Below are 13,864 nucleotides of genomic sequence, written 5' to 3'. Positions count from 1 at the left end.
GTCTTCATCGACTCCCCCCTCACCCTCCTGGTCACCCTCGTCGCCTGCGCCCTCATGGTCGCCGGCTGGTACGCCTGCCGCAAACAAATCCACGAAATCGCCGAAGCCCGCGACGGCTTCACCGGCATGTCCCCCGTCATCGCCAACCGGACTCCCATCCGCTAGCAGGGCCAGCCATGAAGCCACAAAATCCCCTGAGCCCCCAGACGCACCGGCCGCCGACGGAAAGCCAGACGACGGACAGCTGTGAGGACGGCTGCTTCTTCTGCACCGGACCGGAAACCGACTAGGCGCCACCCTCTGTTCCGCTGCCTCCAGCGGAAATTCCCAGGCACCCTCACCCCCACCGCACGTAAACCCAAACCAAGAAGACAAGAAGTGATGACAACGGAGTCCGCAGCAACCATGACCGCAACCGAAACGCAGCCGTCCGAAGGCGACACCATCAACCAAGGCCCCCTACAGCCCGTCCCCGCCACCGTCCGGGAAAACCTGAACGGCGGCAAGGCTCTAAAGTCCGCCGGGCACGTGATTGTTGACTCCCTCGCGGCCCACGGCGTCGAACGAACCTTCGTTGTTCCCGGCGAGAGTTTCCTGGACGTCCTCGACGGGCTGCACGGTTCTGACATCGAGACCGTGGTCTGCCGCCATGAGGGCGGCGCCGCCTACATGGCCGAGGCCGACGGCAAGATGAACCAGCGTCCAGGCGTCGCCATGGTCACCCGCGGACCCGGCGCCGCCAACGCCCATGTTGGCCTGCACACCGCGTGGCAGGACTCCACGCCTATGCTGCTGTTCGTAGGACTGATCCCGTTCGCCCACCGGGACCGCGAGGCATTCCAGGAATTTGATATCAAGGCCTGGTTCGACACGGGCGCCAAGCGCGTGATGGTCCTCGACCATGCCGAACGGGCGTCCGAGATTGTCGCGGAAGCCATGTTCGCCGCAATGAGCGGACGGCCGGGCCCGGTGGTGGTGGGCCTGCCGGAAGACATCATCCGCCAGCAGGTGGATCCGGCCCTGCACCCCACGATTCCGGTGGCTGCAGGCGGCATGAGCACCACGGATGCCGAAGCACTCGCCGGCGCCCTTGCACTTTCCAAGAAGCCGCTGTTTGTCACCGGCGGCAACGACTGGACCCAGGCAGCGGCAGACCAGCTCACCGAATGGCTTGAAAAGCACCACATCCCGGCCGCCGCGGAATGGCGCACGCAGGGAACTGTCTCCTTCGACTCACCGTCCTACGTTGGTCCGATCGGCTACGGCCGACCCCGCCCCACATACGACCTCCTGCAGGAAACCGACCTGCTCGTCTTCGTCGGGACAGTCCCCGGGGATGTCATCACGGATGGTTTTGTCTGCAGGCAGGACTGGAACAAGCAAAACTTCCTGGTGACCATAGACCCTTCGCTGCGCGGCCGCTCCGGTCCCGTCTCGCGGCAGATCCTGGCAAAACCGGACGCCTTCGTCCGCGATCTGGTTCAGATCGACTTGCCGCCGAAGGAGGAGTGGAAAGCGTGGACTGCCAGGATGCGCAGCGAGCAGACGTCCTTCGCCGATCTGCCCCCGGCCACGCCGGGCGACGGGCCGGCAAAGATGGACACCCTGATGGCCAACCTGGTTCCGCGGCTCCCCGAGGACGCCTTGGTTACTTTCGGGGCGGGCGAGCACACTAACTGGGCGCACCGGTACTTCCCCACGCGGCGCTACGCCTCAATGATCAGCGCCAGGAACGGCTCCATGGGCTACTCCATCCCGTCGGCCATCGCGGCCTCGCTGGCCAGCCCGCGGCGCCGGGTGGTCACGATCGCGGGAGACGGGGAGTTCCTGATGAACGGCCAGGAGCTGGCCACCGCCGCCCAATACGGGGCCACGCCGCTCATCATCGTGATGGACAACCAGGAATACGGCACCATCCGCACCCACCAGGAACGCCATTACCCGTCCCGGGTTTCGGGCACGCAGCTGAAAAACCCGGACTTCGGCCTCATGGGCCAGGCTTTCGGCGGCTTCGGAATCACGGTCACCCGTGACGAGGACGTGCCAGCAGCCCTCGATGCCGCCCTCCAGGCCATCGACCAGGATGGGGTGTTTGCCCTCATCCATCTCATTGTCGAACAGCGGGTTAGGGCCTACTGAGACGTCCGGAACATCGTGGCGGGCCGACGTATTTAATGACACTAGGCCCACGTGGCACCGCCGGGAACTAAGTACCACGCGTAACGAAAGCGGACGACGGCGGGACCTCCCGCCGTCGTCCGCTTGCGTTGGGTGCCGCTCCCCGACAGGGCCGGCCAGCCAAGCTTCTCGTAGAACGCAGCAGAAGCCGCGGTTTCGTTGACAGTGAGGCTGAGCGAAGCGCCGAGTTGCAGGCGTTACTCCACTCTCCAACAAGATGGATTCTCTCGGCCAGCCCAGTCCAGCCCTAGGCGGGTGGGGCGAGGCGGCTTGCGACTGCCCGCAGCAGAGCAAGGACGGTTTTCACGTTCGCTCGTTCGAGGGTTTCGGGCCGGGCGAGGCAGTCGATGTGCCGGCCGGGCGCAGCGTTGGAAAGCGGCCGAAGCACCAGTTCCGGGTTGTGGGCGATTTCGATGGTGTAGCGGGGCATCAGCGCCACGCAGTCACTGGCGGCGACCACGGCCGCGGCAACGAAGAACTCATTGATCCGGTGGACGATGCGCGCTTCGGCTCCTCCGATGCCGGCGATCTGCTCGATGGCGTTCTCGAGTGGAAATCCCTGGTGCACGGCCACCCAGTCCTCCCCGCGGAGATCCTCTGGCGCGACTGACTCTTTGACTGCAAGCCGGTGGTTCCGGCGGACGACGAGGTCCAAGGGCTCGAACAGGAGGGGTTCCACGCGCACCGATCCGGGCCAGGGCGGACTTCCCGTGAGCCGGTGGGCAATGACCAGGTCGTGGTCCTGGGTGATAGCGGGGAAGTCTTGCTGGGCTACATCGAAGTCGCTGAGGGCCGCCCGGGGCTGGCCCGGGCCGCTCAGCCCGGTGATCAGGGGGCCAAAGAAGGCCAGCGCTGCACTGTGGAAGGCCGCGACCGCCACCGTCCCTTCCGGTTCGCGCTGGAACTGTGCCACGGCCTGCTCGGCACGCTCAAGCGCGACCTCGACGTCGACGGCGGCCAGGGCAAGGGCCCGTCCGGCATCGGTCAGGGCAGTCCGTCGTCCGTCCTTGAAAGTCAGCGGAGCAGGCGAACGGCGTTGCAAAGCGCTGATCTGCTGGGACACTGACGACGGGGTGACACGCAAGGCTGCGGCGGCCGCGGCGATGCTTCCGCGGTCACCCAGCTCCCTCAGAGCCCGAAGCTGACCCAATTCCATTAGTCCAAACTAATGCATACCCGCCAAAATCTCCCTCTAGTACTAATGGTTAGACGCGGGCACGATGGGCTGATGCTTACTTTCCCTGCGCGGTTCCGGGTCGACCTTCTGCTGCTTTTGGTGGCTGCGTCCTGGGGGTCGACCTATCTCGTGGCCAAGGAATTGGTCTCCACGGACACCGTGATTGCCCTCCTCGCGTTGCGTATGCTGTTCGCTGCCGGGATCATGGCCGCGGTCATGGCTCTCCGGCAAAACCGCCCGACCCGTGGGGAACTGGTCGCGGGCGTGCCCATGGGGGTGCTGCTCGCAGCCGTTTTTACTCTCGAGACCTTCGGGATCGCCCATACTTCGGCGACGAACGCCGGGCTTATCATCAGCCTGACCATGGTGTTCACCCCGGCGTTGGAGTCCGTCGTGTCCCGCCGGCGGTTGCCAGGCAGGTTCTTCGCGTCAGCCGCAGTTGCCGTGGCCGGAGTCGTTCTTCTGGCCGGCAACGGCACCTTTGAGCCGCCCGGTCCGGGAGATCTGCTCGTGCTGGGCGCCGCAGTGGTGCGCGCCATGCACGTGGTCTCCATGCAGAAGCTCACCGGAGGACAAACCGTGGACTCCCTGCACGTCACCGCCGTGCAGCTGGGCACCTGCGCCCTGCTTTTTACGGCCGGATCGTTGGTCTACGGAGAATCTATCCCGCGCTACCTCTCCCGGCTGGATCCATGGCGGGAAACGATGTTCCTATACTTGGTTCTCGTCTGCACTGTGTTCGCATTCTTCGTTCAGATCTGGGCAGTCAGACGCACGTCCCCCTCACGGGTCAGCCTCCTCCTCGGCACGGAACCCGTCTGGGCAGCCATCATCGGAATCACCATCGCCCACGACAGCGTAGGGATCGCGGGGTGCTGCGGCATCGCACTCATACTCACCGGCGCCGTCTGGGGCCGCTCCGTCGAACGAAACCATCGCTCCGCAAGGCAGGAGTCACCGGTGTTGGGGTTCCGGAGCTACCAGGTGGTGGCTTCGGAGCGCGAGGCGAGCCATCGGTAGTCGAACTGCCCGGCGCGCAGCTGGGCCCGGTAATTCTTCAGGATCTCCGCCCGGTCCTGTTCGTCTGCGTCGGTGGTCATGGCATGCCGTTACCCGCCAGACGCTGAACGGGTGCGCTGGCCGTGCGTGGCAGGTAGTTTGATGGCATGACGGCAAGCTACAGATACGACGTGGAGATCCTGCATCTGCTCGTGTCGCCGGCACACGCCTACTTCGGCCGCGCACGCGAGGGTGCGGCCGACGTCCCCACCACCGATGCCGACCAAGTCGAGCTGGTGACGGGCAAGGGCATCGTGGGTGACCGGTTCTTCGGCAAGGCCGCGCATATGGATGCCGCCGTCACCGTGTTCGCCGTCGAGGCTCTCGAAGCCATCGCCGCGGAGCTGGGGGCCGAGCGCTTTGACCCGCTGCTGACACGGCGCAATGTTGTCCTCAGAGGTGCCCACTTGGCTCCGCTGCTGGGCGGGGAGTTCGCGCTGGAATCGCGCGGGGAACTGGTGCGGTTCAGAGCCGGGCGGCCGGCCCACCCTTGTGCCTGGATGGATCAGATGCTCGCTCCGGGCGCCCACAAGGCCATGCGCGGGAGGGGAGGCGTGCGCTGCCAGCCGCTCTCCGACGGCACTCTGCTACGCGGGCCGGCTGTGCTGATCAGCCCTGTGCCGCTGGACCCGGGGAGTGCCGGCGTCCCCACCCTGCTGCGACCATCGCGGCTGCCATAGCAGTCGGCAAGGGTAGCCTCTAACGGAAGTACCGCCGTCGTCCTCTAACGTTCCGCGGTGACCGCCGGGACGGCGGCTGTGCCAGTGTCCTCCTCAGACTGCTCGGGTGGCTCCGGCTTGTAGACCCACGCCACGAGCACCACCGAGATGATCATCAGCAGGAACCATGCGCCCAGCTTGTCGAGCGAGACCATGTGCCAACCGTTCAGCTGGCTCGGGTACAGCCACGCGCCGGACCAGGTGGCGATGTTCTCGGCTATCCAAATGAACAGTGCCACGAGCAGAAAAGCGGCGACCAGGGGCATCCGGAACTTCCTGCGGAACACGCGGAAGTGCATGACGCACCGTCCGAAGATGACAACGACGGCGGCCAGCAGGACCCAGCGGACATCGAAGATGTAGTGGTGCGTAAAGAAGTTCAGGTATATCGCGGCCGCCACGATCGCGGTGACCCACCGCCGCGGATACCGCGCGAAGCGCAGGTCGAAGAGCCTGTAGACACGCACCATGTAGGAACCGACGGCGGCGTACATGAAGCCGCTGAACAGCGGGACCGCTCCGATACGCAGAAATCCCTCGGCCTCATACGTCCACGACCCGACGTCGGTCTTGAACAGCTCCATGACCGTTCCGACCAGGTGAAAGAGAACGATCACCCTAAGCTCCCGTACGGTCTCCAGCCGCGTAACGACCATCAGAATCTGGATGACGACGGCGGCGAGGGTCAGGAAATCGTTCCTGGCAAGTGCGGCCTCGTCCGGATACCAAAGGCGCCCCGCCAGGATGACTGCGAGGAGCGCCGCGCCAAAGATGCACGCCCAGGCCTGCTTGAGGCCGAAGACCGCAAACTCGATGAGCCTGGAACGGATGCCGCTGGCGGGGGCATCATCCAGGTATCGATGTGCACGTTCATCGATACGGTGTTCTACGGACGTGAAGCTGCGCATTGGTACCCCGTTCCCCCGCCACGAGTGGCAATGTGTGTGACCTGAATCGCCGCAGGCGAGCGCATAATGCAGTCGAGTGGCGGTGACGCGCATTCCACGGTAGCCGAAGCCTGGACGACGGCGGGACCTCCCGCCGTCGTCTGCCTGCTTGAGCGTTGCGCCGGACACTTTTGCTCCGGGGCTTCGTAATATTCGAACGGCCCAGCGCCGGCGCAGCTGGATCATAGACAGACTGGTCTGTCTCTAATATGCTGACGCTCCCGATGGCGTGCACTCGCTTAGCCATCACCGGAAGAAAAGAGCCGCGATGTCAGAAGTGGTTGCGCTGGGAGCCAAGAGTGCATGGCAACGCCCCGCTAACAGAACACCTGGCTGCACATGCCCGGACTGGCGGTACACGCCCAGGCAGGCCAGGCCGACCGACCCCGGCTGTTCGCAGCACGGAGAACTTCACGCCGCCTGAAGGCACCATTTAGCATCCTCGACCCCGGGCATGGGCGGTCGGGCATGCGACGACTGGTCCTGCCCTCAGGCTGCACCGCTCCGCCGGGGTCCGGCTGCGGCCCGGCGGAGTGCCCGGCCAAGGGTGCGGAGCTCGCCTGCCGGTAACGGCCGGGATTCCTGCTCCCGCGCCGGCGCCGAACGCCCTGCCGCAGGTTTCGACCGGCTGCCCGGGCAAAGGTCGGCGATGTGTCCCATGCCGGCGTACTCTCGCACCGCGGCTATGCCGGCAACAGCCGCCGGCTTGTCGTCAAAGGCCTTGGACACAGCCATGACCGTTCCATCGGGTGCTGTGAGCCGGAATCTGACGTGCGATTGTGCGTCAATGAACAGTTCAAACAAACCGGCCATAGGTGTCCTCCCGTTCTGCGGGCTCCTGCCCGGGCGGCGACCCCGCCGCGAAAGGGTCCGACGGCATCCTTGCCGCCGGACCCCTTGAGGCGACGAAGCCCCAATTGATCGATTCATCAAGTGATCAACAGCTTGCCTTAGGCAACCAGCCGCGCGCAAGAGCCGACGGGCAACCCCGAGGAAAGACCCAGCCAATTCACAGCTGCGCCCTGCAACCGGACGGAGCCATGGGCAGCGATGTCAGTGATTCCGGTCGAGCGCCTCGAGGAGTCGCTTGACCGAGCCGCCGAGGTTCCATTCGGTGGCCAGCCGCTCGAGTTCGGCGCGAGAATCGCCGACGACAGGGCGCAGCTGCGCGCCCGCCTCCTCGAGCGTCGGCAGCTCGAGGTCACGGACGATGTTCACGACGGCGGGCGCAACCGTGAGGTAGTCGGTGGCCGCGGCGAGCTTCGACCGCACGGATGCGGACAGACCGCCTTCCGCGTCCGCCGCAGCCGCGAGCAGCCCGTCGAGCGTTCCGTACTCCAAGAGCAGAGACGCTGCGGTCTTCTCGCCGATGCCGGCGACGCCCGGTAGCCCGTCCGAGGCGTCGCCGCGGAGCGTTGCATAGTCGGCGTACTGCTCGGGCAGCACGCGGTACTTGCCGACGACGACCGCGTCGGTCATGATCTCGAGGTTTCTCATGCCGCGCGCGGTGTAGATCACCCGTACCTGACGGGCGTCGTCGACGACTTGGAAGAGATCGCGATCGCCCGTCACCACATCGACCGGAAACTCGGCGTGGCTGGCGTAGGTGCCGACGACGTCGTCGGCCTCATGTTCGGCGGCCCCCACGACGGCGATGCCGGCGAGCTCGAGCACCCGGCGGATCATCGGAATCTGCGCCTGGAGCGCGTCCGGCACGATCTCCACGTCGGGGGATCCCTCAATCACCTCTGCGACTCGGTGCGACTTGTAGGTAGGAATGAGGTCTACGCGCCACTGAGGACGCCAATCGTCGTCCCAGCAAGCAACGAGGTGCGTCGCACCGTAGTCGGTGGTGAGCCGCGCGATCATGTCGAGCAGGCCTCGAACGGCGTTCACCGGCGTGCCGTCGGCGCGGCGGATCGTGTCGGGCAAGCCGTAGAAGGCGCGGAAGTACAACGACGCAGTGTCTAGCAGCATTAGGCGGTGGGGCATAACCGATCCTGACACGGATGCGCCCGGTCGCGCTGGACCGGCGCAGTTTAAAGTGCGGGCCACCTGAACCATTGGTATGACTCCGGGGAGCCATGCGCCCAACACGGCCAGCGCACTGGCCCAGGTTGTTCTCTGCTGTTTCCGGCCCGCACCGTCGGGATGACAGGACTTGAACCTGCGCCCCTGCCCCAATCAGGTGCTGCCAAACCGCGATACATCCCACTGACCCGGCGGAAGCCGCCGTGCCGGTCTAATTATTATGCGGACCCATCGCCGGGTTCCGCAGGGGCAGGCACATCCACGGACCCCCGTGCCGCCTTTTTACGTTATGGGGCAGGGACAGCAGGGAGAGCGGCTTCATCCCAGGTGCTTCCGACGCGTCGGGCTTTGTTAATGTCCGCTGGCGGCTGCATCCTTGGAGCATGGATGCCGTCCGGATGCTTGGCGGGCGGGGCCTGCCCCGGCCCCGCTGGGGTGTGCGAAAGCGCGCCACGGCCACTGCCGTCTTTGTCGTGGCCGTGGCGCTCCTCATTGGCGGCCTTACCCTGCTGGTGGCGCTGCAGACGTCGCTGGTCGCCGCTGCCGAGGCCGCCGCCCGGGGGGAGGCCGAGGAGGTCGCCGCCCAAATCTCCGGCCAGGGCCTGGACGAAGGGCGCCGCTTCATTGAGTCTGCCGCGCACTTTGGGCAATATGTCCAGATTCTGGATCCGGAGGGGTCGGTCCTTGCATCCTCGGTGCCTGCCGCGGCGGCAGCTCCGCTGACCGGTTTGCGCCCGGACGATGGGGAAACGCTGATTGAGGACGTACCCGAGCTGCCCAGCCTCGGTGACGACGACGACTTCCTGGTCGTGGCGACCGGAGTCCGGAGCGACGGCGTCCTCCGCACAGTGGTGGTGGCAGCCACGGTCCAGGTTGAGGCCAACACCCTTGCCACGGTGTCTTGGTTTGTGCTCGGCGCCACGCCGCTGTTGTTGACGCTGGTGGGGATCGCCGTCTGGGTGCTGGTGGGCCGGTCCCTTCGTCAGGTCGAGAGAATCCGTGACCAGGTGGCCATGATCAGCGCCCGCCGCCTGGACGGACGGGTGGAAGTCCCGCCCACCGCCGATGAGATGCAGGCTCTGGCGCAGACAATGAACTCAATGCTGGACCGGCTTGAGGCAGCCGACCTGGAACAGCGGCGCTTCGTCTCGGACGCCAGCCATGAGCTGCGCAGCCCCCTCGCCACCCTCAGCGCCGGCGTGGAAATCGCAGCGGCCGATCCTTCCGGACGTACATGGGAGGAGATGAAGTCGGTCCTTGCCGGCGAAACAGCCCGGATGCGGTATCTCGTTGAGGATCTGCTCACGCTGGCCAAGACCAACGACGGAGGGCTGCGCCTGGAGCAGGCCGATGTTGATCTGGACGACGTCCTTAACGGCGAAATCGGCCGCCTGCGTTCCACGAGCCTGCACCGGATCGAGGCACGCCTGGAACCGGCACGGATTACCGGCGATGCCCGCAGGCTTGCCCAGGTGATCAGGAACGTCCTGGACAATGCTGACCGGTACGCCAAGTCCGTGATTGCCGTCGAAGTTCACAGTGCCGAGACTCAAGTCGTGATAACCATCGATAACGACGGGCCGCCCGTGCCTGCCCCAGACCGGGAGCGGATCTTCGAGAGGTTTGTCCGGCTTGATGACAGCCGGTCCCGGGAACGAGGCGGAAGCGGCCTGGGACTTGCCATCGCCGCCGCAGTAATGGCCGCCCACCACGGCTCGATCGGGGCGTCGGAAGCGCCAGGGGGCGGATGCCGCTTTGAAATGGTCTTCTCCCACGCCGCGCCGGCCAGCGAGAGCCGCACCGGCAAGAAAGTCTCGCGCTAACTCCAGCCAGACCCGTAGTCTCACAGGGCTATTCCATAGCGGTCCTGTCGGCGGTGAGCAGATATCCCATGCCCCGCACGGTCGTCAGGGTCTGCACACCGAACGGGACATCGATTTTCCGTCGGAGGTAGCCAATGTAGACCTCCACGACGTTCTCGCCGCCTTCAAATGCCGTATCCCACACGTTGTCCAGAATCTCGCCCTTGGAAACCACTTGGCCAGGCCGTCGCATCAGGTATTGCAGCAGCGCGTACTCCTTGGCGGTCAGCACAATCGCTGCCTCGCCGCGTTGCACTTGGCGACTTGCCGTGTCGAGGCTCAGGGATCCCAGCTCCAGGACAACGGGCCGCTCGGGCGCTCCGCGGCGCATCAGAGCCCTTATCCTGGCGACCAGGACGAGGAAGCTGAACGGCTTGGTCAGGTAGTCGTCCGCTCCCAGGTCAAAAGCGTCTGTCTCGTCATACTCGCCGTCTTTGGCCGTCAGCATCAAAACGGGCGTCCAGATTCTGCGGCCGCGGATTTCTTTCAGCACGTCGTAGCCATTCTTCAATGGCAGCATCAGATCAAGCAGAATCACGTCGTAGGGCTTCTCCGTCGCAGCCCATACCCCACTGACCCCGTCGTGGACCACGTCCACCACGAATCCTTCGTTGGACAGCCCGCGGCGGACGGTATCGGCCAGCTGCTTTTCGTCCTCGACCATGAGAATCCTCACGCCTGCACCGTCCACTCATTCTCGAAATTTTCCTGACAGAGAGTTTGCCCTGCCCTTGCGACAAGGTTTCTCAGCTTGCTCTCATGTTCGGTGCACGATGCTGATCATGAGACCGGTAACCCTGTACAGGAAAGAATGCCACCCATGTACCAGATCATGCGTCAGGCCGCCGGACCGAGAAGGACCAACTAGAGGAAGAGAACGTCTGTGGCAAACATACGATGGCTTCTGGTTCCCAACCCCGAATGGGTCCTGATGTACCGGCGCGGCCTCACCCGCGGGCAAATCTCCGAGCAGACGGGGGCGCCGATATCGACAGTGGGTTACCACCTGGCCGCCGCAAGGACCGACGATCCGACGCTCCGTGAGGAGCACTATGCCGCCGCCAACGGCAACCCTGCCAGAGCAACCCGACGAAGTGTCCAACGCATGAACGACCTCGTCAGCATGGTTCAGCAAACAGGCCGGTACCCCGCCAGCAACGCGTCCGAAGTCTCCGAACGCAGCCTCGCTGCATGGCTCCGCCGCCGCCGCCGCGACGCTGCCGCGGGATCCCTTACCCGCATGCTCGATGACGGCCTCAGCGTCCTGCCGGACTGGAAGAACTCCCCCAGGGCGTAGGCCGAGGCGGCGTATCCGCAGGACGCCCCGGGGGCGTTCCTGCTACCTGCATGCTTTGTGAATGCCTATTGTCACGCATTCAGATAATTAGTATTGTGCGCCCAACTGGACTTTCGTCTGCATCAGGCGGCGCCGGAATTGGCGCTGCCGTCAGGGGCTCCGCCCCGTCCATTAAGGCGTCTAATCACCGCACTCGCCGCCAATACGGAACACAGGACGCCACGCATCCATTCAAGGGAGAACCTGATGCTAGGCACCAGAAGCCGCCTCGCCGCCGTCGCTCTTACCGTCGCTCTCATGGCCATAGCCGCCCCCGCGCAGGCAGCCCCCGCCACACTCGTCAGCACGGGGCCGGGAATCCTCGTCGCCGACGGCGCCGCTGTCGATGTTCCCGTCACCTTCGTGTGCGACACCGACCCCGCCCTGCTCATCGCAGTACCCGTGGTCCAACTCACCCAAAGGGTCAGCGACGGCCGGATAGCCGGTGGCGGCGGAAACGAACAGATCAACTGCACCAGGAAGGCCCAAACCGTCACCATAAGGATCGTTCCCAATGTTATGGCGTTCAACGAAGGCCCCGCCGCAGCTTCGGTCTTTCTGCAGACCTGCAGCGCGCAGTTCCAGTGTTCCACCGTCATTAGTTACACCGAAATTACACTCGCCAAACGAGCCGACGCCGGGCTGCGCCAACGATAAACATGCCAAGGACAGCCGGGCTCAGCCTTCCGTTGCGGACCCGAAGCTCAGGAGCACCTTGCCGGACTCAGCCGAGTTGCGGGCCACAGCGAATGCCTCCAACGCCCGGCTGACCGGGAACTCGTGGGTGATGACCGGTTCGATGTGCAGAGTGCCGTCAGCCAGTGCGGCGATGACGCCGTCGATCTCGTCGTTGAAGCGGAAGGAGCCGCGCAGTTCGAGTTCCCGCGTGATGGCCAGGGAGATCAGGACCGGCTGGGGACCTGTGGGCAACAGGCCGACCATCACCACCGTGCCACCGCGCGCGGCGCCCTGGATGGCGGACGCCAGTCCGTGGTGGTTACCGGAGGACTCAATCACCACATCGGCCTCGACGGCGGCGATCGCCTCCGCGTCGGAGGCGGCCAGGACCTCGTCGGCACCCACGGCCGTGGCGATCTCGAGCGGTTTCTCATGCATGTCGACGGCGACGATCCGGGCTGCGCCGGCCCGTTTGAGGACCGCCACAGCCAGCGCGCCGATGGGCCCGCTGCCGATCACGAGCGCCGTCTTGCCCGCGACGTTCCCGGCCCGGGCCACCGCATGCCATGCCACGGACGCCGGTTCGATCAGCGCAGCGGTACGCAGGTCCAGGCCTCCCGGGAGCGCACGGAGCATCCGCACCGGCAGGTTCACGTAGCGGCTGAACGCGCCGTCGGTGTGAGGGTAGCGGGCTGCGCTTCCCAGGTAGGTGCAACCGGGCGAGAGGTTGGGCCGGTCGGCCGGATACCGCGCCGCACCGGCACGGGGCGTGGCCGGATGCACCGCGACCGGCGTTCCCGCCCCGGGGCCGGTTCCGTCCGCCGCGGCGCGGACCACGGTCCCGGAAATCTCATGGCCGAGCACCAGCGGGGCCTTCAGGATGGATTCACCGGCTGCGCCGTGCAGCCAGTAATGCAGGTCGGAGCCGCAGATGCCGCCGTAGTGGACTTCGACGACGGCCTCATCCGCGGCGGGCGCCGCAAGCGGAACGTCGTCGATCCGCAGGTCGCCCTTGGCGTGGGCAACGACCGCCGGTCCAGAGACAGGGAGGGCCGCGTTGGTGGGGACCGTTGGCGTTCCCATCAGACCACCACCGTCATTCCGCCGTCGATGAAGATCGTCTGGCCGTTCACGAAATCCGAGCCGCTGGAAGCCAGCCAGACAGCCGGCCCCGCCAGGTCCTCGACTGTGCCCCAGCGGTGCGCCGGGGTCCGGCCCAGGATCCAGGCGTTGAATTTCTCGTCGTCCACCAGATTCTGGGTCATCTCGGTGTGGATATAGCCCGGCGCAATCCCGTTGATCTGCAGCCCCGAACCCGCCCACTCCGCGGTCATCGCCCGGGTCAGGTTCCGCAAACCGCCCTTCGCCGCAACGTACGGCGCGATCGTGGGGCGGGCCAGGTCCGTCTGCACCGAACAGATGTTGATGATCTTCCCGCGCCCGCGGGGAATCATGTGGCGGGCTGCTTCCCGGCCCACCAGGAACGCACTGGTCAGATCCGTGGAAATCACCCGCTCCCAGTCCTTCACATCCAACTCCAGCAGCGGCACCCGATGCTGGATCCCGGCATTGTTGACCAGTATCTCAAGGGGACCCACGTGCTCCTCCACCCACGTGATGCCCCGCGCGGCCTCGGCGTCGCTGGTGACATCAAACGCGATGCTGTGCACCCGGCCGGGCGCATAATCGGCGGCCATCGCCGCCTCCGCGGCCTTGAGCCGTTCCGGATTGATGCCGTTCAGGACCACGGTGGCACCGGCGTCAGCCAGTGCCCGCGCCAGCGCGTTGCCGATGCCCCGGCTGGAACCGGTCACCAGGGCCACCCGCCCGGTCAGGTCAAAAAGTGAATTCATGAAAAGAGCAGCTCCTTCGCCGCG

General features: G+C 65.5%; 14 protein-coding genes. 6 read left to right on the top strand and 8 right to left on the bottom strand.

What is annotated here, in order from left to right; translation table 11 throughout:
- Positions 1-381 precede the first annotated feature (381 nt).
- Positions 382-2,139, top strand: coding sequence for a thiamine pyrophosphate-dependent enzyme (locus AC1DDG_RS20875; protein WP_476877579.1), 1,758 nt, complete (start codon positions 382-384; stop codon positions 2,137-2,139).
- A 286-nt stretch (positions 2,140-2,425) separates the two neighbouring features.
- Here AC1DDG_RS20875 and AC1DDG_RS20870 read toward each other — a convergent pair whose 3' ends face one another.
- Positions 2,426-3,334: a LysR family transcriptional regulator gene (locus AC1DDG_RS20870; RefSeq protein WP_476877578.1), complete on the bottom strand. Its 909-nt coding sequence runs from the start codon at positions 3,332-3,334 to the stop codon at positions 2,426-2,428.
- 72 nt (positions 3,335-3,406) lie between these two features.
- Between AC1DDG_RS20870 and AC1DDG_RS20865 the strand changes: the two genes are divergently transcribed.
- Positions 3,407-4,375: a DMT family transporter gene (locus AC1DDG_RS20865; RefSeq protein WP_476877577.1), complete on the top strand. Its 969-nt coding sequence runs from the start codon at positions 3,407-3,409 to the stop codon at positions 4,373-4,375.
- Here the strand turns inward: AC1DDG_RS20865 and AC1DDG_RS20860 are convergent.
- On the bottom strand, positions 4,333-4,455 hold the full coding sequence (locus tag AC1DDG_RS20860) for a hypothetical protein (protein ID WP_290369796.1): 123 nt from the start codon (positions 4,453-4,455) through the stop codon (positions 4,333-4,335). The genes AC1DDG_RS20865 and AC1DDG_RS20860 overlap by 43 nt on opposite strands.
- A 66-nt stretch (positions 4,456-4,521) precedes the next feature.
- On the opposite strand from AC1DDG_RS20860, the gene AC1DDG_RS20855 reads away from it, so the two are divergent.
- Positions 4,522-5,094: an MOSC domain-containing protein gene (locus AC1DDG_RS20855; RefSeq protein WP_476877576.1), complete on the top strand. Its 573-nt coding sequence runs from the start codon at positions 4,522-4,524 to the stop codon at positions 5,092-5,094.
- A gap of 44 nt (positions 5,095-5,138) precedes the next feature.
- On the opposite strand, the gene AC1DDG_RS20850 is transcribed toward AC1DDG_RS20855, so the two are convergent.
- The 3 genes from AC1DDG_RS20850 to AC1DDG_RS20840 all read right to left on the bottom strand — a co-directional run bounded on the left by AC1DDG_RS20850 (position 5,139) and on the right by AC1DDG_RS20840 (position 8,072).
- Positions 5,139-6,041, bottom strand: a complete 903-nt coding sequence (locus AC1DDG_RS20850) for a DUF817 domain-containing protein (protein ID WP_476877575.1) — start codon at positions 6,039-6,041, stop codon at positions 5,139-5,141.
- 528 nt (positions 6,042-6,569) lie between these two features.
- Positions 6,570-6,815 (bottom strand): YegP family protein, encoded by a 246-nt coding sequence (locus AC1DDG_RS20845; RefSeq protein ID WP_476877574.1) that lies wholly within the window; start codon positions 6,813-6,815, stop codon positions 6,570-6,572.
- 318 nt (positions 6,816-7,133) lie between these two features.
- A complete protein-coding gene (locus tag AC1DDG_RS20840) occupies positions 7,134-8,072 on the bottom strand; it encodes a 5'-3' exonuclease (RefSeq protein WP_230120681.1) in 939 nt (312 codons plus the stop codon).
- Between the two features lie 422 nt (positions 8,073-8,494).
- Here AC1DDG_RS20840 and AC1DDG_RS20835 point away from each other — a divergent pair, with 422 nt between their 5' ends.
- The gene (locus AC1DDG_RS20835) at positions 8,495-9,934 is read left to right on the top strand and encodes a sensor histidine kinase (protein WP_476877573.1); all 1,440 of its coding nucleotides are present in this window, start codon (positions 8,495-8,497) and stop codon (positions 9,932-9,934) included.
- Between the two features lie 28 nt (positions 9,935-9,962).
- Here the strand turns inward: AC1DDG_RS20835 and AC1DDG_RS20830 are convergent, their stop codons facing one another.
- Positions 9,963-10,649: a response regulator transcription factor gene (locus tag AC1DDG_RS20830; protein WP_230120684.1), complete on the bottom strand. Its 687-nt coding sequence runs from the start codon at positions 10,647-10,649 to the stop codon at positions 9,963-9,965.
- A 207-nt stretch (positions 10,650-10,856) separates the two neighbouring features.
- Here AC1DDG_RS20830 and AC1DDG_RS20825 point away from each other — a divergent pair, with 207 nt between their 5' ends.
- Both AC1DDG_RS20825 and AC1DDG_RS20820 read left to right on the top strand, forming a co-directional pair.
- Entirely contained in the window at positions 10,857-11,270 is a 414-nt protein-coding gene (locus AC1DDG_RS20825) for a hypothetical protein (RefSeq protein ID WP_230120686.1), read from the top strand.
- Between the two features lie 246 nt (positions 11,271-11,516).
- A complete protein-coding gene (locus AC1DDG_RS20820) occupies positions 11,517-11,966 on the top strand; it encodes a hypothetical protein (protein WP_476877572.1) in 450 nt (149 codons plus the stop codon).
- 21 nt (positions 11,967-11,987) lie between these two features.
- Here AC1DDG_RS20820 and AC1DDG_RS20815 read toward each other — a convergent pair whose 3' ends face one another.
- Together AC1DDG_RS20815 and AC1DDG_RS20810 are read right to left on the bottom strand one after the other, a co-directional pair.
- Positions 11,988-13,070, bottom strand: coding sequence for an L-idonate 5-dehydrogenase (locus AC1DDG_RS20815; protein WP_476877571.1), 1,083 nt, complete (start codon positions 13,068-13,070; stop codon positions 11,988-11,990).
- Positions 13,070-13,840: an SDR family oxidoreductase gene (locus tag AC1DDG_RS20810; RefSeq protein ID WP_230120691.1), complete on the bottom strand. Its 771-nt coding sequence runs from the start codon at positions 13,838-13,840 to the stop codon at positions 13,070-13,072. Before AC1DDG_RS20810 ends, AC1DDG_RS20815 begins: the two co-directional genes overlap by 1 nt.
- Positions 13,841-13,864: the final 24 nt, after the last annotated feature.

The organism is Arthrobacter sp. 10L430 (assembly GCF_056395245.1).
The sequence above is the reverse complement of the archived record's forward strand: the minus strand, read 5'-3'. Positions and strand labels throughout refer to the sequence as shown.

What these genes read in the sequence shown, in the direction of transcription:
- AC1DDG_RS20875 (WP_476877579.1), top strand. Translation starts at nt 382, where the DNA reads ATGACAACGGAGTCCGCAGCAACCATGACCGCAACCGAAACGCAGCCG.
- AC1DDG_RS20870 (WP_476877578.1), bottom strand. Translation starts at nt 3,334, where the DNA reads ATGGAATTGGGTCAGCTTCGGGCTCTGAGGGAGCTGGGTGACCGCGGA.
- AC1DDG_RS20865 (WP_476877577.1), top strand. Translation starts at nt 3,407, where the DNA reads ATGCTTACTTTCCCTGCGCGGTTCCGGGTCGACCTTCTGCTGCTTTTG.
- AC1DDG_RS20860 (WP_290369796.1), bottom strand. Translation starts at nt 4,455, where the DNA reads ATGACCACCGACGCAGACGAACAGGACCGGGCGGAGATCCTGAAGAAT.
- AC1DDG_RS20855 (WP_476877576.1), top strand. Translation starts at nt 4,522, where the DNA reads ATGACGGCAAGCTACAGATACGACGTGGAGATCCTGCATCTGCTCGTG.
- AC1DDG_RS20850 (WP_476877575.1), bottom strand. Translation starts at nt 6,041, where the DNA reads ATGCGCAGCTTCACGTCCGTAGAACACCGTATCGATGAACGTGCACAT.
- AC1DDG_RS20845 (WP_476877574.1), bottom strand. Translation starts at nt 6,815, where the DNA reads ATGGCTGTGTCCAAGGCCTTTGACGACAAGCCGGCGGCTGTTGCCGGC.
- AC1DDG_RS20840 (WP_230120681.1), bottom strand. Translation starts at nt 8,072, where the DNA reads ATGCCCCACCGCCTAATGCTGCTAGACACTGCGTCGTTGTACTTCCGC.
- AC1DDG_RS20835 (WP_476877573.1), top strand. Translation starts at nt 8,495, where the DNA reads ATGGATGCCGTCCGGATGCTTGGCGGGCGGGGCCTGCCCCGGCCCCGC.
- AC1DDG_RS20820 (WP_476877572.1), top strand. Translation starts at nt 11,517, where the DNA reads ATGCTAGGCACCAGAAGCCGCCTCGCCGCCGTCGCTCTTACCGTCGCT.
- AC1DDG_RS20815 (WP_476877571.1), bottom strand. Translation starts at nt 13,070, where the DNA reads ATGGGAACGCCAACGGTCCCCACCAACGCGGCCCTCCCTGTCTCTGGA.
- AC1DDG_RS20810 (WP_230120691.1), bottom strand. Translation starts at nt 13,840, where the DNA reads ATGAATTCACTTTTTGACCTGACCGGGCGGGTGGCCCTGGTGACCGGT.